We start from the raw sequence: 22,680 nt of genomic DNA on the forward strand, positions 1-22,680 counted from the left end.
CGGGCCTAGGCCTGTGCGCCCTGCGGGGGCAGGACGGAGATGACGGGGTGGTCCTTCGCGATGACCCCGACCTTGGCCGCGCCGCCGGGCGAGCCGATCTCGTCGAAGAACTCGACGTTGGCCTTGTAGTAGTCGGCCCACTTGTCGGGCAGGTCGTCTTCGTAGTAGATCGCCTCGACGGGGCAGACGGGCTCGCAGGCGCCGCAGTCGACGCATTCGTCGGGGTGGATGTAGAGCGAGCGTTCGCCCTCGTAGATGCAGTCGACGGGGCACTCGTCGATGCAGGCACGGTCTTTGACATCCACACAGGGCAGTGCGATCACATACGTCACGTTCGGGGGGTTCCCTTCACCTCGGGCAGAGGGTCCAGCCTAGCGCGCCGTCGGCTGGGTGCCGGCGGACGAAGCCGACGAGGGGTCGGAGGCGGCGTCCGACGAGGAGGCGGTGGCCCCGCCCACGGGACCCGCGCCCCGCTGCGGCAGGGTCGGCCAGGCGATCACGACCATCGCGATCAGAAGGGGCCCGAAGGTCCACGCGTAGCCGGGGCCGTTGGCCGGCACGAGCGCCGAGCCGCCCGCGCCCGGCTGAGACAGCAGCGCGGCGGCGCCGAGCAGGCCGAGCGCGACCGCGACGGCGACGACCCGGGAGCCGAAGAGGAGGCGCATGCCGGCCAGCAGCGCCGCGGCCATGACCAGCGACAGCACGAGCCCCGACCAGATCGGAGTGCCGGCGACGGTGACGGTGCCCTGGTGGGCCACCGTGCCGAGGGCCCCGAAGACGGCTCCCGCGGCGAGGGTGAGCACCGTGGTCGCCACGCGGCCGCCGGTGGTCATGTCGGCGAACTCGGAAGCACCGGCCGGGCCGGACGCGCGGGAGTCGGGCTCCGGCACGAAGCGGAACGACTCGCTGGTGGCCACGGGCTGGACGGCGCCGTGGGGGAAGCGGATCCCGGCCGCGCCATGCGGCAGGTCGACGACCTCGACCTGCGTGCGGTAGCGGCGCAGCGCCGCCAGGCGGCGAGCGGTCGAGGCTCGGACGTCGACGGTGCGGACGGACCCGTCGGCGGCGAGCGCCTCGGCCTCGGCGCCCGTCGCCTGCTCGGCGCCGGCGACGACCGCGAAGAAGGGCACCTCGGCCAGGCGGGCGACCCGCACCGCGGCGCGGTTGGCCCGCACGTGGTCGGGGTGGTGGTAGCCGCCGTCCTCGTCGTAGCTGACGATCGCCGTCGGCCGCACGGACTCGACCACGGCCTGCAGGTCGGACACGATCTCGCCGAACTCGGCGGCGCAGAAGGCGGCGCCGTGCAGGTCGGGGGTCGGACCGGCCACGCCGTCCGAGCGCCAGACCATGCCGCTGTCGCGGTAGACCCGGGCGGCGAGCCCGTGGGTGCGCGCCTCGGGGTCGCCGAGGAACCGGTGGTCGCGGACGCCGAGGTCGCGCATGGCCTCGGCGATCTCGCCCTCGCGGTGGGCGGCGAGGGCCGCCTCGTCGCCGCGCAGGCGGGCCAGGTCGTCGGGCATGACCTCGCCGAGCTCGCCGCGGGTGCAGGTGACGATGGTGACCTCGGCGCCGGCGTCGACCAGGGCGGCGATCGTGCCGCCCGTCGCGATGGTCTCGTCGTCGGGGTGCGCGTGCACGAACAGGACCCGCTCGGCCCGCAGGGCGGAGGGCTGGCCGGGGCGGGCATCGGAGGCGGAGCCGAAGTACGTCATCACTGGACAGGATATGCCGCGCCGCACTATGGTCGGTCCGGCCCGGGAAGCTGGTGAGGTTAGCCTAACCAAACTACCCGGACCGGTGGCGGTCCGCCCCACCACCGCAAGCCCCTCTCTCGAAAGCCGTCGCCCGTGCTCGCCAACTACCTCATCGGACTCCGCGAGGGCCTCGAGGCCGCCCTCGTCGTCGGCATCCTCATCGCCGCCGTCGTCAAGCTCGGCCGCCGCGACGTCCTCCCCCGCCTCTGGCTCGGCGTCGCCGCCGCCGTCGTCCTCTCGCTCGGCCTCGGCGCCGTGCTCACCTTCGGCGCGTACGGCCTGACGTTCCAGGCCCAGGAGATCATCGGCGGCGGCCTCTCGGTCGTCGCCGTCGGGTTCGTCACCTGGATGGTGTTCTGGATGGCCCGGACGGCACGCAGCATGCGCGGCGAGCTCGAGTCGAGCCTCGACCGCGCGATCGCCGGCGGCGCCTGGGCGGTCGTCGCCCTCGCCTTCCTGTCCGTCGGACGCGAGGGCATCGAGACCGCCCTGTTCGTCTGGGCCACGGTGCAGTCGACGGGCGGCGGCGAGGCGCCGGTCGTCGGCGCCCTGCTCGGCATCCTCACCGCCGTCGCGATCGAGGTCGCGATCTACCGCGGGGTCGTCCGCCTCGACCTGCGCCGCTTCTTCACGGTCACCGGGTACCTGCTCGTGCTCGTCGCGGCCGGGGTGCTCGCGTACGGGATCGGAGACCTGCAGGAGGCGGGCGTGCTGCCGGGCCGCACCTCCCTCGCCTTCGACGTCAGCGCCGCCGTGCCCCCGACGAGCTGGTGGGGCACCCTGCTGCAGGGCCTCGTCAACTTCACCCCGACGCCGAGCTGGCTGCAGGCGGGCGTCTGGCTCGCCTACCTCGCCGTCGTCGTCCCGCTGTTCGCCCGCGCCACCCGTGGCCGTGCGCCGCGTCCCGCGGAGGCGACCACCGCCTCCTCGTCCGGCAGCACCGCCACCTCCCCCACCGACCGTCCCACCACCCGCACGACCGCAGGAGCACCCCGATGACCCCTCGCCCCCTCGCCCTCGTCTCCGGCGCGGCGCTCGTCGCGCTCGCCCTGACCGGCTGCGTCGCGAACTCCCCCGGCGGCGCCGCCACCGCCGGCGCGACCGTCGTCACGGTCGACGGGAACGCCGACGCGTGCTCGCTCTCGGCCACCACGGCACCGAGCGGTCCCGTCACGTTCACCGTCACCAACACGGGGGACGACAACACCGAGTTCGAGCTGCTCGCCTCCGACGGCCTCCGCATCATCAGCGAGAAGGAGAACATCGGGCCGGGCACCAGCGCCTCGATGACCGTCGCGGTGCAGCCAGGCGACTACGTCACGGCGTGCATCCCCGGCCTCGTCGGCGAGGGCGTCCGCGCACCGTTCACCGTGACCGACTCGGGCGCCGACGTGACCCCCGTGGGCACCGAGAAGGAGCAGGTCGACGCCGCGGCCGCCGCGTACCTCGGCTACGTGAAGGACCAGGTCGGCCAGCTCGTCCCCGCGACCCAGGCCTTCCTCGACGCGTACACGACCGGTGACGACGCCCTCGCCCGCAGCCTGTACCCGACCGCCCGCGCCCACTACGAGCGCATCGAGCCCGTCGCCGAGTCGTTCGGCGACCTCGACCCGAAGATCGACTTCCGCGAGGCGGACGTCGAGCCCGGCACCGAGTGGACCGGCTGGCACCGGATCGAGAAGGACCTCTGGCAGCCGACCGCCGACGAGAACGGCGGCGAGGCGTACACGCCCCTCACCGCGGACGAGCGCACCCGCTTCGCCGACCTGCTCACGTCGGACACGGCCGAGCTGCAGTCCGCCGTCACGGCGAGCGGGTTCTCGATCAGCATCGACACGATCAGCAACGGCGCCGTCGGCCTGATGGACGAGGTCGCCACCGGCAAGATCACCGGCGAGGAGGAGATCTGGTCGCACACCGACCTCTGGGACTTCCAGGGCAACCTCGAGGGCGCCCGCGTCGCCTACGAGGGCGTGCGCGACATCGTCGCCGAGAAGGACGGGGAGCTCGTCGACCGCATCGACACCCGCCTCTCTGCCCTCGAGCAGCTGCTCGCCTCGTACGGCAGCCTCGAGACCGGCTACCCCTCGTACACGGAGCTGACCGACGCCGACAAGAAGAAGCTCAGCGACGCCGTCAACGCCCTGAGCGAGCCCCTCAGCGAGCTCACCTCGACGCTGGTCGGCTGACGGGTGCGCGAGGGCGGACGATGACGGACGAGGAGGCGCGGGGCGCGACGGGCGAGACGGCCGCGGCCGACGACACCACGGGCCGCGGCGGCGCGTCGCGCGGGCTCTCCCGACGAGGGCTGCTGGGCCTGATCGGCACGGGGGTCGGCGCGGGTGCCCTCGGCGTAGGGGTCGGGGTCGGCGGCGACCGGGCCCTGCAGGCCCACGCGCAGGGCACCTCCGGCGCCGCGGCACGCTACCCGTTCGCCGGCCGGCACCAGTCCGGAATCACCACCGCGGCCCAGGACCGCCTGCACTTCGCCTCCTTCGACATGGCCGCGGGCACCACGCGGCGCGACCTCGTCGAGCTGCTGCAGGACTGGAGCGCCGCCGCCGCCCGTCTGACCCAGGGCCTCGACGTCAGCGAGACGGGCGCGACCGGTGGCTCCCCGCTCGCGCCGCCCGACGACACCGGGGAGGCGACGGGCCTGCCCGCCGCCGGCCTCACGGTCACCATCGGCTTCGGCCCGACCCTGTTCACCGACGCCACGGGGGCCGACCGGTACGGCATCGCCTCGCAACGGCCCGCCGCCCTCGTCGACCTGCCGCACTTCTCGGGCGACCAGCTCGAGGAGGCGCTGACCGGCGGGGACCTGTGCGTCCAGGCCTGCAGCGACGACCCGCAGGTCGCGGTGCACGCCGTGCGCAACCTGTCGCGCATCGCCTTCGGCCGGGCGTCGCTCCGCTGGTCGCAGCTCGGCTTCGGCCGCACCTCGTCGACGACCCGCGGCCAGTCGACGCCGCGCAACCTGTTCGGCTTCAAGGACGGCACGGCGAACCTGCGCGCCGAGGACGGCGCCGCCGTCGAGCAGGGCGTCTGGGCCGCCGGCAGCGACGGGGCCGGCTGGATGGACGGCGGCTCGTACCTCGTCTCGCGCAAGATCCGCATGACGATCGAGACCTGGGACCACGCCTCGCTCGCCGAGCAGCAGACGGTCGTCGGCCGCGACAAGGGCGAGGGCGCGCCCCTGTCGGGCGGCTCGGAGTTCACGGCCCCCGACTTCGCCGCCGTGGCGGCGGACGGCTCGGGCCCGGCCATCGCCGTCGACTCGCACGTGGCGCTCGCCCACCCGGACCAGCACGGCGGGGCGACCCTGCTGCGCCGCGGCTACAACTTCGTCGACGGCAACGACTCGCTCGGGCGACTCGACGCCGGGCTCTTCTTCATCGCGTTCCAGCGAGACCCTCGCCGACAGTTCGTGCCGATCCAGACGGCGCTCGCCCGGAACGACCGGATGAACGAGTACCTCAAGCACGTCGGCTCGGGGATCTTCGCCGTGCCGCCGGGGGCGAGCCAGGGCGGCTGGGTCGGCGAGACCCTGCTCGGGTGAGGCGCGCCTCCTGCGGGGGGCCGTGGCGTGACCGGAGCGGCCGCTCGGCTAGACGGGCGTGACGACGTAGGTCGCGATCACGGCGCCGTCGGACGACTGCGTCGTGAGCGTGAGCAGCACCCGCCACGTCGGGCCCGTGAAGGTGCCGAGCGCGGTGTCGCCGTCGACGTTCACGCCGCTGGCCGTGTAGCCCGCGCTCTCGAGCTGCGTCTGCGCCGTGGCGAAGTCGTCGAGGCTGCCGACGGTCAGCTGGGCGACCCAGCCGGTGCCCTCTGGCCCTGCTCCCCCGCCGCGGACCGTGCCGTCGAGCAGCGGCACGTCGGTCGGGAACGAGTCGGGCAGGGTGCCGTCGGTCGAGACGCTCGCTCCGCCGAGCACGTCGCCCACCGCGTCCTCGACGGTGCCGCGGACGCTCTCGACGCCCTGGTCGACGGCGCTGCCCACGATGTTGTCGACCATCGAGCCCTCGCCGCAGGCCGTCAGGCCGACGACGACCCCGCCGGCCAGCAGCAGGGCCGAGGCGGAGCGGACGAGACGGGTGCGGGGAGTGCGGGCGGTGCGGGTCAGCGTGGTCACGGCGACGACCGTAGCGCCCGCCGCTGTGCGGCACCGTGGAACGTGCGCCCCCTGCACGGCACCACCGCGCGTTCTCGTCGAGGGCGGGTCGCCTGCGTCGAGGGCGGGTCGCCGGCTACCCGCCCTCGGTGACGACGACCCGCCCTCGACGTACCCGGCGCTCTCTGCCGGGTACGTGGACGCGCTGCGTGGGCAGACAGCGAAGGAGGCGCCCCGCGCTGGTGCGGGGCGCCTCCTTCGTGACCTGGCCGGGTGGGCCCGATCGGGTGTCGCTCGTTACGCGTTCTGCTTCTTGAGGCGAGCCGTGCTGCGCTGGCGGGCGCTGGCGTCGAGCTCGACCTTGCGGATGCGGATGGCGTCGGGGGTGACCTCGACGCACTCGTCGTCACCGGCGAACTCGAGGGCCTCCTCGAGCGACAGCACCTTGGAGGGGGTCATCGACTCGAAGTTGTCGGCAGTCGACTGACGCATGTTGGTCAGCTTCTTCTCCTTGGTGATGTTGACGTCCATGTCGTCGGCGCGCGAGTTCTCGCCCACGACCATGCCCTCGTAGACCTCTTCGGTCGGCTGCACGAAGAACGTCATGCGCTCCTGCAGGTTGATGATCGCGAAGGGCGTGACGACGCCGGAGCGGTCGGCGATGATCGAGCCGTTGGTACGGGTCGAGATCTCGCCGGCCCAGGGGCCGTAGCCGTGGCTGATGCCGTTGGCGATGCCGGTGCCGCGCGTGTCGGTGAGGAACTGCGTGCGGAAGCCGATCAGGCCGCGCGAGGGGACGATGAACTCCATGCGGACCCAGCCCGAGCCGTGGTTCGCCATGTTCTCCATGCGGCCCTTGCGGGCGGCCATCAGCTGCGTGATCGCGCCGAGCCACTCGTCGGGCACGTCGATGGTCATGTGCTCGAACGGCTCCTGGAGCTTGCCGTTCTCGTCACGACGGGTGACGACCTGGGGCTTGCCGACGGTGAGCTCGAAGCCCTCGCGACGCATCTGCTCGACGAGGATGGCCAGCGCGAGCTCGCCGCGGCCCTGGACCTCCCACGCGTCGGGGCGTCCGATGTCGACGACCTTGAGCGAGACGTTTCCGATCAGCTCGCGGTCGAGCCTGTCCTTGACCATGCGGGCGGTCAGCTTGTGCCCCTTGACCTTGCCGATGATGGGCGAGGTGTTGGTGCCGATCGTCATCGAGATGGCGGGGTCGTCGACCGTGATGGTCGGGAGCGGCCGCACGTCGTCGGGGTCGGAGAGGGTCTCGCCGATGGTGATCGTGTCGAAGCCAGCGACCGCGACGATGTCGCCGGGGCCCGCGCTCTCGGCCGGGTAGCGGCTGAGGGCCTTCGTGATCAGCAGCTCGGTGATGCGGGCGTTCGCGACGGTGCCGTCGGCCTTGACCCAGGCGACGGTCTGGCCCTTCTTCAGGGTGCCGTGGAACACGCGGAGGAGCGCGAGGCGACCCAGGAACGGCGAGGCGTCGAGGTTGGTGACGTGCGCCTGCAGCGGGTGCTCGTCGTCGTAGGTCGGCGCGGGCACGTGCGTGAGGATCGCGTCGAACAGCGGCTCGAGGTCGTCGTTGTCGGGCAGCGAGCCGTCGGCGGGCTTGTTGACGGACGCGGCGCCGTTGCGGCCGGACGCGTAGACGACGGGCACGTTGAGGATGGCGTCGAGGTCGAGGTCGTCGACCTCTTCGCTCAGGTCGCTGGCCAGGCCGAGGAGCAGGTCCTGGCTCTCGGCGACGACCTCGTCGATGCGCGCGTCGGGGCGGTCGGTCTTGTTGACCAGCAGGATGACGGGGAGCTTGGCTGCGAGGGCCTTGCGGAGCACGAAGCGCGTCTGGGGCAGGGGCCCCTCCGACGCGTCGACGAGCAGCACGACGCCGTCGACCATGGACAGACCGCGCTCGACCTCGCCGCCGAAGTCGGCGTGGCCGGGGGTGTCGATCACGTTGATGGTGATCGGGCCGTCGGTCGCGTGGGCACCGTTGTAGAGCACCGCGGTGTTCTTCGCGAGGATCGTGATGCCCTTCTCGCGCTCGAGCTCGTTCGAGTCCATCATGCGGTCTTCGGTGTCGAAGTGCGCGTCGAACGAGTTCGTCTGCTTGAGCATGGCGTCGACGAGGGTCGTCTTGCCGTGGTCGACGTGGGCCACGATCGCCACGTTGCGCAGGTCGCTGCGGATGGCAGTCGCCATGGATGAATTCCTTACGAGAAGAGTCAGGGGGAAGTGGTCGAGACGAAGCCCGGCGAGAACAGTCTACGGCACGTGGTAAAGGGGCCCTCCCCCGTGCTCTCGGCACGGGAGGAGGGCCCCCTCACGGGCGGGCTGCCCGGGTGTCAGCGGCTCAGCGGCCGAACTCGAACTGCGCGCCCGGGATGGCCTCGAGCAGCTCGCGGGTGTACTGCTGCGACGGGTTCGCGAAGATCTCGTCGGTGGTGCCCGACTCGACGATGCGGCCCTTCTGCATGACGCAGACGTTGTCGGCGATGAGCCGGACGACCGCGAGGTCGTGCGTGATGAAGAGGTACGTCAGGCCCAGCTCGGTCTGCAGGTCGGTGAGCAGGTCGAGCACCTGCCCCTGCACGAGCACGTCGAGGGCCGAGACGGCCTCGTCGAGCACGATCACGTCGGGCTTGAGCGCGAGCGCCCTCGCCACGGCGATGCGCTGACGCTGCCCGCCCGAGAGCTCGCCCGGGTAGCGGTTGACCATCGAGACGGGCAGCGACACCTGTTTCAGCAGCTCGTGCACACGGGCCTGACGGCTCTTGTGGTCGCCGATGCCGTGCGTGACGAGCGGTTCGGCGATCGTGTTGCCGACGCTGTACATCGGGTCGAGCGAGCCGTACGGGTCCTGGAAGACCGGCTGCACGCGGCGACGGAACCCGAAGAGCTCCGAGCCCTTCAGCGCCCCGACGCTCTGGCCGTCGATCTTCACGGTGCCCGAGGTGATGCCCTCGAGCTGCAGCACCAGCTTGGCCACGGTCGACTTGCCCGAGCCCGACTCGCCGACGAGAGCCGTCGTCGTGCCGCGCGGGATCGAGAACGAGACGTCGTCGACGGCCCGCAGCTCGGTGGTCTTGAAGCCGCCCTGGCGGATCGCGTAGACCTTCGAGAGGTTCTCGACCTTGATGAACTCGGCGTTCGTGCGGCCGAGCTCCTCGCGCTGACGGGCACGGGCGATCAGGTCGGCGTCGTCCGCGCCCTCGTCGCTGACCTCGCCCGCGTGGCTGTGCGTGGGCTCGATCGTCGACTGGATCCGACGGCTGGCGAGGCTCGGCGCCGCCGCCACGAGGCGCTTCGTGTAGGGGTGCTGGGGGTTGGCCAGGATCTCCTTCGAGGGACCGGACTCGACCACGCGGCCCTTGTACATGACCACGAGCTTCTCGGCACGCTCGGCCGCCAGGCCGAGGTCGTGCGTGATGAAGAGCACCGAGGTGCCGTAGTCGCGCGTCAGCGTCTCGAGGTGATCGAGGATGCGCCGCTGCACGGTCACGTCGAGGGCCGAGGTCGGCTCGTCGGCGATGAGCAGCTTCGGGTGCGACGAGAGGCCGATGCCGATCAGCACGCGCTGGCGCATGCCGCCCGAGAACTGGTGGGGGAACTGCTTGAGGCGCTGGTCGGCGTCGCCGAGCCCTGCCTCCTGCAGCACCTCGATCGCTCGCTGCCGCACCGCCTGCTTGCCCGTGGCGACGCCGTTCGCACGGATCGCCTCCTCGACCTGGAAGCCGATGCTCCACACGGGGTTGAGGTTCGACATCGGGTCCTGCGGGACGTAGCCGATGTCGCGACCGCGGATCGCCTGCATCTCGGCGGCGGAGGCCTTCGTGAGGTCCTTGCCCTCGAAGAGGATCTGACCGCCCGTGACCTCGCCGGTGCCGGGCAGCAGGTCGATGATCGAGGTCGCGGTGGTCGACTTGCCCGAGCCCGACTCGCCCACGATCGCGAGGCGCTCGCCCGGCATCATGGTGAAGTCCACGCCGCGGACGGCGTCGACGTAGCCGGACTGCGTGCGGAAGCCGATCTTCAGGCCCTTGATCTCGAGCAGGGGGGTCGCGCCGGAGGCGGTGGACGCCTGGGCGGGTCGGGTGGAGGTGTCGCTCATCGACGGGCCCTCGCCTTCGGGTCGAGGGCGTCGCGCACGACGTCGCCCATCATCAGGAACGACAGCACCGTCACGCTCAGCGCGGCGGCCGGCCAGATCAGCGGCATCGGGGCGACCCGCAGGGACGACCGGGCGGCGTCGATGTCGTTGCCCCAGGACATGACCCCGCTGGGCAGGCCGATGCCGAGGAACGACAGCGTGGCCTCGGCCACGATGAACGTGCCGAGCGACACGGTGGCGACGACGATCACCGGGGTGATCGCGTTCGGCACGACGTGGCGCAGGAGGATGCGGAACCGCGAGACGCCGAGCGCCGTCGACGCCATCACGTAGTCGCTGCTCTTCGCGCCGAGCACCGAGCCGCGCATGATGCGCGCGATCTGTGGCCAGGCGAACAGCGACAGCACGAGGGCGACGGTCAGCGGCGTGCGCGAGGGCAGCACCGACATGAGCACGATCGCGCCGAGCACGGTGGGGATGGCGAAGAAGATGTCGCCGATGCGCGAGACGATCGCGTCGAGCCAGCCGCCGTAGTAGCCGGCGAGCGAGCCGATCACGATGCCGACGATCGTCACGATGACCGTGGCGAGGAGGCCGACGGTCAGGGAGGCGCGGGTGCCGTAGATCACCCGGGCGTAGACGTCGAGGCCCTGCAGGGTGAAGCCCATCGGGTGACCTGCCTCGGGGCCGCCGTTGCTCGAGCGGAGGTTCGCGCCCGACGTCGGGGACGTCGACGTGAACAGCTGCGGGAACACCGCGACGACGATGACGAGCAGGATCAGCACCGCGGAGATCCAGAACAGCGGGCGGGTCTTCATCGCGTCCCACGCGTCGTTCCAGCTCGAGCGGGGCTTCTCCGACTCGTCGACGGCGTCGACGGCCTTGAGCGGGGTGTCCTCGAGCGGCGCGACGTAGTGGTCGGGCGAGAGGCCGGGGGTCGGGTTACTTGGCATAGCGGATCCTCGGGTCGAGAACGGCGTAGAGCAGGTCCACGAGCAGGTTGGCCAGCATGAAGATGATGACCATCACGGCGACGAACGACACGACGGTCGGGCCCTCGCCGAGCTGGATGGCCCGGTAGACCGTGCCTCCCACGCCCTGGATGTTGAAGATGCCCTCGGTGACGATCGCGCCGACCATGAGCGAGCCGATGTCGACGCCCAGGTAGGTGATGACCGGGACCAGCGAGTTGCGCAGGATGTGCACGCCCACGACACGGCGGCGGGACAGGCCCTTGGCCGTTGCCGTGCGGACGAAGTCGGCGCTCATGTTCTCGGACACGGAGGCGCGGGTGAGCCTCACGATGTAGGCGAACGACACGGACGCCAGCACGATGGCGGGCAGGACGAGCTCGTTCCACGGAGCCTGCGAGCTCACGGTGGTGCGGAAGAGGCCGAGCTGGATGCCGAACACGTACTGCAGCACGAAGCCGATGACGAACGTCGGCACCGAGATGAGCAGCAGGGACACGACCAGCGCGCTGTTGTCGAAGACCTTGCCCTTGCGCAGGCCGGCGACGAGGCCGACCAGGATGCCGGCGACGGCCTCGAAGAGGAGGGCCAGCATCGCGAGACGGAAGGTGATCGGGAACGCCCGGACCAGCTCGTCGATGACCGGACGACCGGAGAAGGTCGTGCCGAGGTCACCCGTGAACAGCCCGCCGATGTAGAGCAGGTACTGCACGATGAACGGCTGGTCGAGGTTGTACTGGGCGCGGATGGCCTCGATGACCGCCGGGCTCGGCTGCTTCTCGCCGAAGAGCGCCGCCACGGGGTCGCCCGGCAGGGCGAAGACCATGAAGTAGATGAGGAACGTCGCCCCGAAGAAGACGGGGATCAGCTGGAGGAGGCGCCGGCCGGTGTACCAGAGCATCAGGCCGCCTCGGATTTCTGCGCGTGCATGGATGTCGCAATCGTGTGGAGGAAGGAGGTGGACGCCCTTCGGGGGGCCCGGGACAGGATGACCTGCCCGGACCCCCCGGGGACGAGGAGAGAGGCTACGCCGCTCTCGGTGCTGCTAGCCCTTGGTGACCTCGTAGAAGAGGGGCACCGAGTTCCAGCCGAACTCCACGTTGTCGACCGTGTCGGCCCAGACGCCCGTGACGTTCGAGTACCACAGCGGGACGACGGGCAGGTCCTGGAAGAGGACCTCCTGTGCCTGCTGGAAGTCGGCGGTCGCGTCCTCGGGCGAGGACGCCGCGGCGCCCTCGGCGAGCAGGCCGTCGAACTCGGTGCTGGTGTAGCGGCCGTAGTTCGAGCCGGCACCGGTCTGGTACAGCGGCGAGAGGAAGTTGTACAGCGAGGGGTAGTCGGCCTGCCATCCGGAGCGGAAGGCGCCGGTCATGGCGTCGTTGTCCTCGTCGTCGAGCAGCTCGGCGAAGGTCGGGTAGGACTGGCCCTCCGCCTTGATTCCGAGCGTGTCGGAGATGCTGTTCGTCGCGGCGTCGACCCAGTTCTGGTGGCCGCCGTCGGCGTTGTAGGCGAGGGTGAACGTCGTGTCGCCGTAGGGCGAGATGGCGTCGGCCTCGGCCCACAGCTCCTTGGCCTTGTCGGCGTCGTACGTCAGGACGTCCGAGCCCTCGAGGTCGTCCGAGTAGCCGTCGATGACCGGCGACGTGAAGTCCTTCGCCGGGGTGCGGGTGCCCTGGAAGATGACGTCGGTGATGTCGTCGCGGTTGATCGAGAGCGAGATGGCCTGGCGGCGCAGCTTGCCCTCCTCCGTCGTGCCGTCGAAGTGCTCGAGGTACTGCGGGATGGTGAACGACTGGAAGATCGCCGCGGGCTGGTTCACGTAACGGTCCGCGAAGTCGCTCTGGTAGGAGGCGAACTGGGCGTCCGGCACCTGGTCGAGGATGTCGAGGTTGCCCGACAGGGCGTCGGCGTAGGCCGCGTCCTGCGTGGTGTAGAACGTGATCGTCAGGCCGCCGTTGACGGGCTTGCGCGGACCGTCGTAGTCGGGGTTCGTGACGAGCTTGATGTCCTGGTTGTGGGTCCAGGCGCCTTCGCTCTCGAGCATGTACGGGCCGTTGCCGACGGGGTTCTCGCCGAAGGCGTCGACGTCGTCGTAGAACGACTCGGGCAGCGGCGAGAAGGCCGAGTAGCCGAGGCGGAGGGGCCAGTCGGCGGCGGGCGCGGACAGCTCGACCGTGAACTCGGTGTCGCTGACGACCTCGAGCTGGAGGTCGCTGTCGGCCTCGGCGTCGTAGCCCGCGATGTTGTCGAAGAAGTACGAGGCGCTCTGGGCGTTGGAGACCTGAGCGGCCCAGTTCCAGGCCTTCGTGAACGACTCGGACGTGACCGGCGTGCCATCGGTGAAGGTCTGGCCGTCCTTGAGCGTGATCGTCCAGAGCTGGTTGTCGTCGGACTCGATCGACTCGGCGGCGTCCATCTCGGACTCGCCGTCGGCGTTGTACGAGACGAGGCCCGCGAACACGGAGTCGATGATCTTGCCGCCGCCGACCTCGGTGGTGTTCGAGGGGACGAGCGGGTTCTGAGGCTCGTTGCCGTTGGTGGTGATGATGGCACTGGAGTCGCCCGAGCCGCTGTCGCCCGAGTCCCCACCGCTGGCGCAGCCCGTGAGGACGAGTGCTGCCGTCCCCACGACGGCGATGGCCCCGAGGCCCATGCGCGTCTTCTTCAATGTTCCTCCTGATGCGGGAAAGGACGCGGCGGGGCCCCCATGAGCCTCGCCGCGTTGGATGCAGTCACCCTAAGCACCGCACTCAGCCATCTCCAAACCCCTGGGAGAACGGTTACACGACGGAAACCAACTCGCCGTTTCTTTGCGTCAGCAGTCGATCCGTTGCGCGGCAGCCGCCGGAGGCGCAAGGATCCGCTGCGAGAAATCAGACAGCTGCCGGGTATCATCCGCAGCCGACCAGGGCGTCCCGTACGATCGGCGCGTGAGCGACAGAGACGACACGCTACCGCCAACGCCGGCGCCTACGCCACGGGACGGCGGGGCCGGCCCCCTCGACACGGGACGGGTCCGAACCGGCAGGGCGCGCCTCCGGGTCGAGATCGCGATCGTGCTCGGCCTGTCGCTCGGCGCCTCGGCCGTCTACTCGGTGCTGTCGATCGCCAACCGGCTGACCCGGGACGAGGCGCTGTCGCAGCAGACGGCGACGCTGAACTCCTCGCTCAGCGACCGCCCCGTCTTCGACCTGATCTACCAGCTGGTCGGCATCGCCGTCGACCTCGTGCCCGTGGCGCTCGTGGCGTACCTGCTCTGGAACGAGGCCCGCCCGCACCTCGGCCGCCTCGGGGTCGACTTCTCGCGCGCCGGCCGCGACGTGCTCGGCGGCGCAGGGCTGGCCCTCGCCATCGGCATCCCGGGCATCGGGCTCTACCTCGTCGGCAAGGCCCTCGACCTGACCGTGACCGTGGTGCCGACCGACCTCGCGGCCGAGTGGTGGACGGTGCCCGTGCTGCTGCTCTCGGCGCTGCGGGCGGGCGTGACCGAGGAGGTCATCGTCGTCGCCTACCTCTTCGCCCGGCTGCGCGACCTGGGCTGGCGCACCTGGCCGATCATCGTCGCGGCAGCGCTGCTGCGCGGCAGCTACCACCTGTACCAGGGCTTCGGCGCCTTCGTCGGCAACGTCGTGATGGGGCTGGTCTTCGGCTGGCTCTACACGCGGACCGGCCGGGTGCTGCCGCTCGTCGTCGCGCACCTCCTGATGGACGCGGCCGTGTTCGTCGGCTACCCGTGGGCCGCGACGACGTTCCCGGCCGCCTTCGGCCTGCCCTCCTAGGAGGCGCCTCCACGGCCACGGCACCTGGCCGACCCCGGCCAGGCGGCCAGCCCGACGCGGATCCGTTGCGACCTCGTCGCAGGCACGCACTCCCCCTTGACACCCGTCCGGGGGACGCGTCTCATGGTCGGTGCGGCGCGAGGCGTCGTGCCAGTTCCACACGCACCACCTCGATCGTCTCCCGGGTGCCGCTCGGGACGGTCCCCGTCACGCGAGCGCCCTCCGCGCCGCTCGGGGACCGGCACCCGCGGAGACCACGGGGGCGCCGCCTGGCCGCTGACGGGATCAGCAGCCGGACGGCGCCCCGCTCCCGTGCCTAGGCGAAGGCCTCGACCGGCGGGCAGGCGCAGAACAGGTTGCGGTCGCCCCAGGCCTGGTCGATGCGGCGGACCGGCGGCCAGTACTTGCCGCGCACGAGCGTGCGCACCGGGTAGACCGCCTCGTCGCGGCTGTACTCGCGGGTCCACTCCCCCGAGATGACGGACTCGGCCGTGTGGGGTGCACCTCGAAGGGGGCTCGACTCGGCGGTGAAGCGGCCCGACGCCACGTCGGCGGCCTCGCCGGCGATGGCGATCATCGCGTCGACGAAGCGGTCGATCTCGGCGAGGTCCTCGCTCTCGGTCGGCTCGACCATCAGCGTGCCCGCGACCGGGAACGACATCGTCGGCGAGTGGAACCCGTAGTCGATGAGGCGCTTGGCCACGTCGTCGACGGTCACGCCGGTGGCGTCGCGGAGCGGTCGCAGGTCGAGGATGCACTCGTGCGCGACGAGCCCGTTCTCGCCTGCGTAGAGCACCGGGAAGTGGTCGCGCAGCCGCGCCGCGACGTAGTTGGCCGAGAGCACCGCGGCGCCGGTCGCCGCGGCGAGGCCCTCTGTGCCCATCATGCGGACGTACGCCCAGCTGATCGGCAGGATGCTCGGCGACCCGTAGGGCGCGCTCGACACGGGCACGCCCGCGTGGGCGAGTCGCTCGCCTGCCGCGGCGGGCGAGGCGCCCGTGCGGCGGTCGGCCTGCTGCGCCAGGGGGTGGCCCGGCAGGTACGGGGCGAGGTGGGCCTTGGCCGCCACCGGTCCGACACCGGGACCGCCGCCTCCGTGCGGGATGCAGAACGTCTTGTGCAGGTTCAGGTGCGAGACGTCGCCGCCGAAGTCGCCGAACCGGGCGAAGCCGAGCAGCGCGTTGAGGTTCGCGCCGTCGACGTACACCTGGCCGCCGGCCGCGTGGACGGCGTCGGTCACCTCGCGGATGTCGTGCTCGTAGACGCCGTGCGTCGACGGGTACGTGATCATCAGCGCCGCGAGCTCGTCACGGTGCTGCTCGACCTTCGCCCGCAGGTCGCCGAGGTCGACGTCGCCCTGCTCGTTGCAGGCGACGACGACCACGCGCATGCCCGCGAGCACCGCGCTGGCGGCGTTCGTGCCGTGCGCGCTCTGAGGGATGAGGCACACGGTACGGGCCGTGTCGCCCGCCGCGAGGTGGAAGCCGCGGATCGCGAGCAGGCCCGCGAGCTCGCCCTGGCTGCCGGCGTTCGGCTGCAGCGAGACGGTGTCGTAGCCGGTGACCTCCGCCAGCCAGCCCTCGAGCTGGCCGATCATCTCGAGGTAGCCCTCGACGTCGGAGGCCGGCGCGAAGGGGTGCACGGCCGCGAACTCCGGCCAGGTCACGGCCGCCATCTCGGTCGCCGCGTTGAGCTTCATCGTGCAGCTGCCGAGCGGGATCATGCCGCGGTCGAGCGCGTAGTCCTTGTCGGCGAGGTGCTTCAGGTAGCGCATCATGCTGGTCTCGCTGCGGTGCGTGCGGAAGACCGGGTGCGTCAGGTAGTCGGAGGTGCGGCGGAGGCCCTCGGGCAGCACCTCGTCGCGCTCGTCGACGGACGGCGCGGCCTGCAGCGGGACGCCGAGCACAGCTGCCACCGCCTCGACGTCGTCGCGCGTCGTGGTCTCGTCGAGCGACAGCCGGATGCAGTCCTCGTCGACGGCCCAGAGCAGGTAGCCGCGGTCGTGCGCGGTCCGGACGATCTCGTCCGCCCGTCCGGGCACGAAGACCTGGAGCGTGTCGAAGAACACGTCGCTCTCGAGCTCGAGGTCGCTCGCGCGCACGGCGGCCGCGAGGTCGGCCGCGTGCGCGTGGACGCGGGACGCGATGTGCCGGAGGCCCCACGGGCCGTGGTAGACCGCGTACATCGAGGCCATCACGGCGAGCAGCACCTGGGCGGTGCAGATGTTCGACGTCGCCTTCTCGCGGCGGATGTGCTGCTCGCGGGTCTGCAGGCTGAGGCGGTAGGCCGGGTGGCCCTCCACGTCCTGCGAGACGCCGACGAGACGGCCGGGCAGCTGGCGCTCGAGCCCCGTGCGGACGGCCATGTAGCCGGCGTGCGGGCCGCCGAAGCCCATCGGCACGCCGAAGCGCTGGCTCGTGCCGACGGCGACGTCCGCCCCGAACTCGCCGGGCGGGCGGAGCAGGGTCATCGCGAGCAGGTCGGCGGCGACGACCGCGAGGCCGCCGGCGGCGTGGACGGCGGCGACGACCGCCTCCGGGTCCCAGACGCAGCCGGAGGCACCCGGGTACTGCACGAAGACCCCGAAGGCGTCGGGGATCTCGGCGGGATCGACGCTCGAGAGCTCGAGCTCGACGAGCTCGATGCCCACGGCCTCGGCGCGCCCCGCGAGCAGGGCCTTCGTCTGCGGCAGGGCGTCGGAGTCGACGACGAAGACGTCGGTGCGTGCCTTCGAGGCACGACGGGCGAGCAGCATGCCCTCGACGACGGCGGTGCCCTCGTCGAGCATCGACGCGTTGGCGGTGGTGAGGCCGGTCAGCTCGGAGACCATGGTCTGGAAGTTGATCAGCGCCTCGAGCCGGCCCTGCGAGATCTCGGGCTGGTACGGCGTGTAGGCCGTGTACCAGCTGGGGTTCTCGAGCACGTTGCGCTGGATCACGGCGGGCGTGACGGTGTCGTAGTAGCCGAGCCCGATCATGCTGCGCGAGGGGCGGCCGCGGTCGGCGAGCGCACGGAGCTCGGCCAGCGCCTCCTTCTCGCCGATCGGCGCCGGCAGCACCGAGGCGTCGACGGGCTCGGCGTGGATGCTGTCCGGCACGGCGGCACGGACGAGCGACTCGACGCTGTCGTGCCCGAGCAGCTCGAGCATGGCCGCCTGGTCGGCGGCGGTGGTGCCGACGTGGCGGTCGACGAAGCCGGTGGCGGCCCGGTCGGACCAGTCGCCGAAGACGGACCCCTGCGCGTCGCTCATTCGGCGGTGAGGGCGACGTACTCGTCGCGCGAGAGGAGGGACAGGCCGTCGGTGCTCGACAGGGTGATCTTGATCAGCCAGCCCTCGCCGAACGGGTCGCTGTTGACGAGGTCGGGGCTGTCGACGACGGCCTGGTTCGCCTCGAGCACGGTGCCGAGCGCGGGGGCGTAGAGCTCGCCGACCGACTTGGTCGACTCGATCTCGCCGACGACCTTGCCGGTCTCGACCTCGGTGCCCTCGGCGGGCAGGTCGACGTAGACGACGTCGCCGAGCTTCTCGGCGGCGTAGTCGGTGATGCCGACGGTGGCGGTGTCGCCGTCGATGAGCAGCCACTCGTGCTCGGAGGTGTACTGCAGGGCGGTGAGATCGGTCATGGCCGGTCCTTTCGAGGAGGCAGGGGCGCCGAGGAGGCGACGGCTGGAGCTTCGGCTGGGGGGAGGAGGGTCGAGGAGGCGGTCGTGCGGGAGCAGGTCAGGAACGCTTGTAGAACGGCAGCGACACGACGGACGCGGGGATCGCGGTGCCGCGGACGTCGACGGCCAGCGCGGGGCCGCGGTCGACGACCTCGGGGTCGACGAACGCCATGGCGACGGGGTGGCCGAGGGTGGGCGACAGGGCGCCGCTCGTGACCTCGCCGACGACGGTGCCGTCGTCGGTGACGACCGCGTAGCCGGCCCGTGCGGCACGGCGGCCCTCGAGCGTGAGGCCGACGAGCACACGGGCGTCGGGGGCAGGCTCGACGCCCGCCTTGCCCACGAACTCCTTCGAGGTGTCGACCACGCGGCCGAGGCCGGCCTGGGCGGGGCGGACCTCGAGGCCGAGCTCGTGGCCGTAGAGCGGCATCCCGGCCTCGAGCCGGAGGGTGTCGCGGCTGGCCAGCCCGGCGGGGACGAGGCCGCGCGGGCCGCCCGCCTCGGCCAGGGCGCCCCACAGCTCGGGTGCGAGCTCGGGCGCGAGGTAGAGCTCGAAGCCGTCTTCTCCCGTGTAGCCGGTGCGGGCGATCAGCACGGGGGCGTCGTCGAAGGTGCCCTGGAGCACGCGGTAGTAGCGCAGCGTCGACAGGGGCGCGTCGGGCTGCAGCCGGTCGGCGGTGACGAGCTCGTCGAGCACACCCTCGGCCGCGGGGCCCTGGATCGCGATGAGCGCGGTGTCGTCGCTCTCGTCGTCGACCGTGACGTCGAAGCCGTGCGCCCGGCTCGCGAGGGCGCCGAACGCGGCGTCGCGGTTCGAGGCGTTGGCGACGACGAGGTAGTCGTGCTCGTCGAGGCGGTAGACGACGAGGTCGTCGACGATGCCGCCCTCGGGGCTGAGAAGCAGCGAGTACTTCGCCCGGCCGACCGCGATGGTCGAGAGGGTGCCCGCGAGCGCCGCGTCGAGGAACGCCCCGGCGTCGGGCCCGACGACGGCGATCTCGGCCATGTGCGACAGGTCGAACAGCCCGGCGGCGGTGCGCACCGCGTGGTGCTCGGCCAGGTCGGAGCTGTAGCGGACCGGCATCTGCCAGCCGGCGAAGTCGGTGAAGCTGGCGCCGGCGGCGACGTGGACGTCGTGGAGGGGGCTGAGCCGCTCCTCCTGCTCGTCGGCGACGGCCTCCGCGTCCACCGCGTCGACGAGGTCGAGGGGCGCACCGTCGGCGGTCGCGACGCCCTCGGTGCCGTCGTCGGCGAGCGGCAGGTCGCCGGTCGTGGTGTCGGGGCCGACAGCGTCACGCACGTCGGCGGCGTCAGGCTGTTCAGCAACACCGTGCTCGGCGTCGTCGGGGCCGGGGGCGGCGGGCAGGTTCGAGGATGCGTCGGACATCTGCGGACTCCTGGGTGGACGGCCCGGCACCAGGTGACTCGGCCGGGATCGGCGTCGTGCAGCACCTGCACGACGGGGACGCGCACGGCACGGCGGAGCCGTGGTCGTGCACCCCCTCTGTCATGGGCCTGAGAGCTTCGTCGGCCGCGAAGGCCGACTTTCACCGTGGGCGAGGAGGCGGTGCCGGCGACGCTCGCGCGCCTGCAGGTGCCCCCTGCTTTTCAGAGTGGCCAGTCCGTCGCGGTACGCGGTACCTGAGAGATTGGCGGGGAGCTTGCTCCTTCGGTGCCCGGCGGCGCAGCATCGTGCGCTCCGGGGCTCTCCCGCGACGTGTTCGTGGCCCGGTGTTCTGTTGTGGCGCTCACCCTACAGCGGGCGTGTGTCAGCGGTGTTTCGGGTCGAGACGACGAACGCCCCGGCAGTGGTCACGGTCGGGGCGTCCTGGTGGTCCTGGCCTGCTCGGCGGCGAGGCCTGTGCGCCTAGGAGGCAGGCTGCGCGGGCTGCCCGGGCTCGGGCGAACCGGCGGCCTGGTGCGCGGCGACGAGCTCGCGCACGTCGTTGGCCAACTGGGCGACGCCCTCGGGGAGCATCTCGAAGCCCTCGCTGTTGCCGGGGTTCACGACGAGCCCGGTCTGCGCCGGGATCGCCTGGACGAGCTCGGCCGCGGGGATCGTGGCCTGGTACTCGGCGACGCCCTTGACCTGCTCGCCGATCATGTCGGAGTGGGTGAAGGCGGCCAACATGGGCGTGCCCTCTCGGTCGAACAGCACCGGCTGCAGGTCGTTCAGGCTGTCCTGGGCGTCGACGGCGGTCGCCACGACGACCTGCGCGTTGACGAACTCGGCGAGGACGGCGTTCATGTCGCCCTCTCCTGCCTGTCCCTTCCTGATGGCCTGCTCGAGGGCGGTCGGTTCGCGGTTCTCTGTAGCGGTCATCGAACCAGCTTGCACCCTCGACCTCCGTGGCGCCTCCGTGCGGTTAGTCTGAGCGTCCTCGACCTCCGCCGGCGACCCGCCAGCGCCCGTCCCGTCATCCTGGAGCGCTCCGTGCCCACCAAGACCGCCTCGCTGGTCACCGCCGCCCTCGCCGTCACGCTGCTGCTCGCGGGCTGCGCCGGCACGGACGCCGAGCCCGGCGCCGCCTCGCCGAGCGTCGTGACGACGACGGGGCCGGACGCGACCGCGACGCCGCTGCCCACGACGACTCCCCCCGCGCCGTCGACGGCAGAGGCGCACGAGGCCCCTCCCGCCTGGGACGCCTGCGTCGCCGCGGTCAGGGCGGAGTACCCCGACCTGCCCCCGCTCGACGACGTCTGGGCCTACGAGGAGGCGGACGTGCGCGACTCGGACTCGGGCGCGGTCGCCGAGGTGCGGTTCGGTCACCTCGCCGACGGCAGGGTCGAGGCGGCGTTCACCTGCCAGATCTCGGGGACGCCGGAGTCGCCCGTGGTCGACCTCGTCTCGCCGGTCGACATCTAGGCCCGTCGCCCCGGATCAGGCGAGCGGTCGCGTCGCGCGCACGGCGGTCGCGTCGAGGTCGTCGTCGCGCTCGACCGACGTGACGAGGCCCGCCGCCGCGAAGAGGGCGGCCGTGGCCTCGGCCTGGCGCTCGCTCGTCTCGATCAGCAGCGTCCCCGTCGGCGAGAGCCACTCCCCTGCCTCAGCCGCGATGCGGCGGTGCAGGTCGAGACCGTCGTCGCCGCCGTCGAGGGCGAGCGGGGACTCGTGCACGCGTGCCTCGGGCGGCATCGTCGCGATGGCCGCCGTGGGGACGTAGGGCGCGTTCGCGACGAGCACGCTGACCCGGCCGCGCAGCCGCGACGGCAGCTCGGCGAAGAGGTCGCCGCCGACGACCGTCGCCCGGTCGCCGAGGTTGCGGCGGGCGCAGCGCACGGCGACGGGGTCGAGGTCGGCGGCCACCACCTCGAGCCGCGGACGGCGACGCAGCAGGGCCGTGGCGACGGCGCCCACGCCGCAGCAGAGCTCGACGACGACGGGAGCCGTGCCGGAGGCGAGCGCCGCGTCGGCGAGCCGCACGAGGAGCTCCGTGCGCCGGCGCGGGACGAAGACGCCCGGCTCGACGACGAGGCGGAGCCCGTCGAAGGCCGCCCAGCCGAGCACCTGCTCGAGCGGCTCGCCGGCCGTGCGCCGGGCGACGAGCGCCTCGAGCTCGGGTCCTGCCGCGGTCTCGAGCAGGAGGCGCGCCTCGTCCTCCGCGAAGACGCAGCCGGCCGCCCTCAGGCGCGCGACCACCGCCTCCTCGTCGGACGCCCTCGCGCCGTGCCCCGCCGTCTCGACCACGGGGCCAGCGTAGGGGCCGCGTCCCGCGGCGACGCGCTCCCGGCGCGGTCCCGACGCGCTGTCGGCGGCGGCGCGTAGGCTCGCCTCGATCATGAAGCCGCTGACCGAGACCGACATCCGTGAGTCGTTCGTGAACGCCCTGCCGGGCGACCTCGACCGGCTCCCCATCCCCGGACTGCACGAGATGCTCTGGGACGACCGCGAGTTCCTGGGCTGGCGCGACCCGCAGGCCCACCAGCGCGGCTACATCGTGCACTGGATGGACGACCGCCCGGTCGGGCTCGTCGTCCGGTCGTCCGGCTCGTCGCTGCGACCCGGCATCGCCGCCATGTGCTCGCTCTGCCACTCGCCTCAGCCAGCGACGCAGGTGCGCCTCTTCAGCGCGCCCAAGGCAGGCGACGCGGGTGCCAACGGCGACACGGTCGGCACCTACATCTGCGAGGACCTCGCCTGCTCGCTGCTGATCAGGGTCGCGCCTCCGCACCTGAACCCGCCCGAGCAGATCGAGCGGCGTGCCTCCGGCCTCGCCGAGCGTGTGCAGGGCTTCACCGCGACCGTGATGAAGGCCGCCTGACCGGGCCTCCTGCACCTCCC

At 72.0% G+C, this 22,680-nt stretch carries 19 protein-coding genes and 1 riboswitch; of the genes, 6 read left to right on the forward strand and 13 right to left on the reverse strand.

Features of this window, described 5'->3' with window-relative positions; genetic code table 11:
• Positions 1-5: 5 nt before the first annotated feature.
• Together fdxA and JOE35_RS12395 are read right to left on the reverse strand one after the other, a co-directional pair.
• On the reverse strand, positions 6-332 hold the full coding sequence (gene fdxA / locus JOE35_RS12390; protein WP_209561318.1) for a ferredoxin: 327 nt from the start codon (positions 330-332) through the stop codon (positions 6-8).
• 39 nt (positions 333-371) lie between these two features.
• Entirely contained in the window at positions 372-1,712 is a 1,341-nt protein-coding gene (locus JOE35_RS12395) for a PIG-L family deacetylase (protein WP_209561319.1), read from the reverse strand.
• Positions 1,713-1,847: 135 nt separating this feature from the next.
• On the opposite strand from JOE35_RS12395, the gene efeU reads away from it, so the two are divergent.
• From efeU to efeB, 3 genes are read left to right on the forward strand one after another with little or no spacing between them, the layout of a single operon-like run.
• Positions 1,848-2,753 carry an iron uptake transporter permease EfeU gene (gene efeU, locus JOE35_RS12400; RefSeq protein ID WP_209561320.1) on the forward strand — a complete coding sequence of 302 codons (906 nt, stop codon included), beginning with the start codon at positions 1,848-1,850 and terminating at the stop codon, positions 2,751-2,753.
• On the forward strand, positions 2,750-3,943 hold the full coding sequence (efeO, locus tag JOE35_RS12405; protein WP_209561321.1) for an iron uptake system protein EfeO: 1,194 nt from the start codon (positions 2,750-2,752) through the stop codon (positions 3,941-3,943). Before efeU ends, efeO begins: the two co-directional genes overlap by 4 nt.
• A gap of 20 nt (positions 3,944-3,963) precedes the next feature.
• The gene (efeB, locus tag JOE35_RS12410; RefSeq protein ID WP_209561322.1) at positions 3,964-5,313 is read left to right on the forward strand and encodes an iron uptake transporter deferrochelatase/peroxidase subunit; all 1,350 of its coding nucleotides are present in this window, start codon (positions 3,964-3,966) and stop codon (positions 5,311-5,313) included.
• Between the two features lie 48 nt (positions 5,314-5,361).
• On the opposite strand, the gene JOE35_RS12415 is transcribed toward efeB, so the two are convergent.
• The 6 genes from JOE35_RS12415 to JOE35_RS12440 form a co-directional block, all read right to left on the reverse strand.
• Positions 5,362-5,889: a hypothetical protein gene (locus JOE35_RS12415; protein ID WP_209561323.1), complete on the reverse strand. Its 528-nt coding sequence runs from the start codon at positions 5,887-5,889 to the stop codon at positions 5,362-5,364.
• A 276-nt stretch (positions 5,890-6,165) separates the two neighbouring features.
• On the reverse strand, positions 6,166-8,076 hold the full coding sequence (gene typA, locus JOE35_RS12420) for a translational GTPase TypA (protein ID WP_123548121.1): 1,911 nt from the start codon (positions 8,074-8,076) through the stop codon (positions 6,166-6,168).
• A 151-nt stretch (positions 8,077-8,227) separates the two neighbouring features.
• On the reverse strand, positions 8,228-9,985 hold the full coding sequence (locus JOE35_RS12425) for an ABC transporter ATP-binding protein (RefSeq protein WP_209561324.1): 1,758 nt from the start codon (positions 9,983-9,985) through the stop codon (positions 8,228-8,230).
• Complete coding sequence (locus JOE35_RS12430; protein WP_209561325.1) at positions 9,982-10,938, reverse strand: ABC transporter permease; 957 nt, start codon at positions 10,936-10,938, stop codon at positions 9,982-9,984. The genes JOE35_RS12425 and JOE35_RS12430 overlap by 4 nt, the downstream gene beginning before the upstream one ends.
• Positions 10,928-11,857 (reverse strand): ABC transporter permease, encoded by a 930-nt coding sequence (locus tag JOE35_RS12435; RefSeq protein WP_209561326.1) that lies wholly within the window; start codon positions 11,855-11,857, stop codon positions 10,928-10,930. Before JOE35_RS12435 ends, JOE35_RS12430 begins: the two co-directional genes overlap by 11 nt.
• Before the next feature lie 144 nt (positions 11,858-12,001).
• Complete coding sequence (locus tag JOE35_RS12440) at positions 12,002-13,624, reverse strand: ABC transporter substrate-binding protein (RefSeq protein WP_209561327.1); 1,623 nt, start codon at positions 13,622-13,624, stop codon at positions 12,002-12,004.
• A gap of 379 nt (positions 13,625-14,003) precedes the next feature.
• Between JOE35_RS12440 and JOE35_RS12445 the strand changes: the two genes are divergently transcribed.
• The gene (locus JOE35_RS12445; protein WP_307803146.1) at positions 14,004-14,735 is read left to right on the forward strand and encodes a CPBP family intramembrane glutamic endopeptidase; all 732 of its coding nucleotides are present in this window, start codon (positions 14,004-14,006) and stop codon (positions 14,733-14,735) included.
• A 316-nt stretch (positions 14,736-15,051) separates the two neighbouring features.
• Here JOE35_RS12445 and gcvP read toward each other — a convergent pair whose 3' ends face one another.
• The 4 genes from gcvP to JOE35_RS12465 form a co-directional block, all read right to left on the reverse strand.
• A complete protein-coding gene (gene gcvP / locus JOE35_RS12450) occupies positions 15,052-17,985 on the reverse strand; it encodes an aminomethyl-transferring glycine dehydrogenase (protein ID WP_209561329.1) in 2,934 nt (977 codons plus the stop codon).
• Positions 17,982-18,359, reverse strand: a complete 378-nt coding sequence (gcvH, locus tag JOE35_RS12455) for a glycine cleavage system protein GcvH (RefSeq protein WP_123548114.1) — start codon at positions 18,357-18,359, stop codon at positions 17,982-17,984. The genes gcvP and gcvH overlap by 4 nt, the downstream gene beginning before the upstream one ends.
• 97 nt (positions 18,360-18,456) lie before the next feature.
• The gene (gene gcvT, locus JOE35_RS12460; protein ID WP_209561330.1) at positions 18,457-19,785 is read right to left on the reverse strand and encodes a glycine cleavage system aminomethyltransferase GcvT; all 1,329 of its coding nucleotides are present in this window, start codon (positions 19,783-19,785) and stop codon (positions 18,457-18,459) included.
• Positions 19,786-20,016: 231 nt separating this feature from the next.
• Positions 20,017-20,121: riboswitch (glycine riboswitch) on the reverse strand.
• A gap of 144 nt (positions 20,122-20,265) precedes the next feature.
• Complete coding sequence (locus tag JOE35_RS12465) at positions 20,266-20,721, reverse strand: SseB family protein (RefSeq protein WP_209561331.1); 456 nt, start codon at positions 20,719-20,721, stop codon at positions 20,266-20,268.
• Positions 20,722-20,832: 111 nt separating this feature from the next.
• Between JOE35_RS12465 and JOE35_RS12470 the strand changes: the two genes are divergently transcribed.
• Entirely contained in the window at positions 20,833-21,264 is a 432-nt protein-coding gene (locus JOE35_RS12470) for a hypothetical protein (RefSeq protein WP_209561332.1), read from the forward strand.
• A gap of 15 nt (positions 21,265-21,279) precedes the next feature.
• Here JOE35_RS12470 and JOE35_RS12475 read toward each other — a convergent pair whose 3' ends face one another.
• Entirely contained in the window at positions 21,280-22,203 is a 924-nt protein-coding gene (locus JOE35_RS12475; protein ID WP_245186109.1) for a putative protein N(5)-glutamine methyltransferase, read from the reverse strand.
• Here JOE35_RS12475 and JOE35_RS12480 point away from each other — a divergent pair.
• Positions 22,178-22,660 (forward strand): FBP domain-containing protein, encoded by a 483-nt coding sequence (locus tag JOE35_RS12480; RefSeq protein WP_209561333.1) that lies wholly within the window; start codon positions 22,178-22,180, stop codon positions 22,658-22,660. The genes JOE35_RS12475 and JOE35_RS12480 overlap by 26 nt on opposite strands.
• The last annotated feature ends 20 nt before the right edge of the window (positions 22,661-22,680 follow it).

Source organism: Frigoribacterium sp. PvP032, assembly GCF_017833035.1.
Taxonomy (GTDB): Bacteria; Actinomycetota; Actinomycetes; order Actinomycetales; family Microbacteriaceae; genus Frigoribacterium.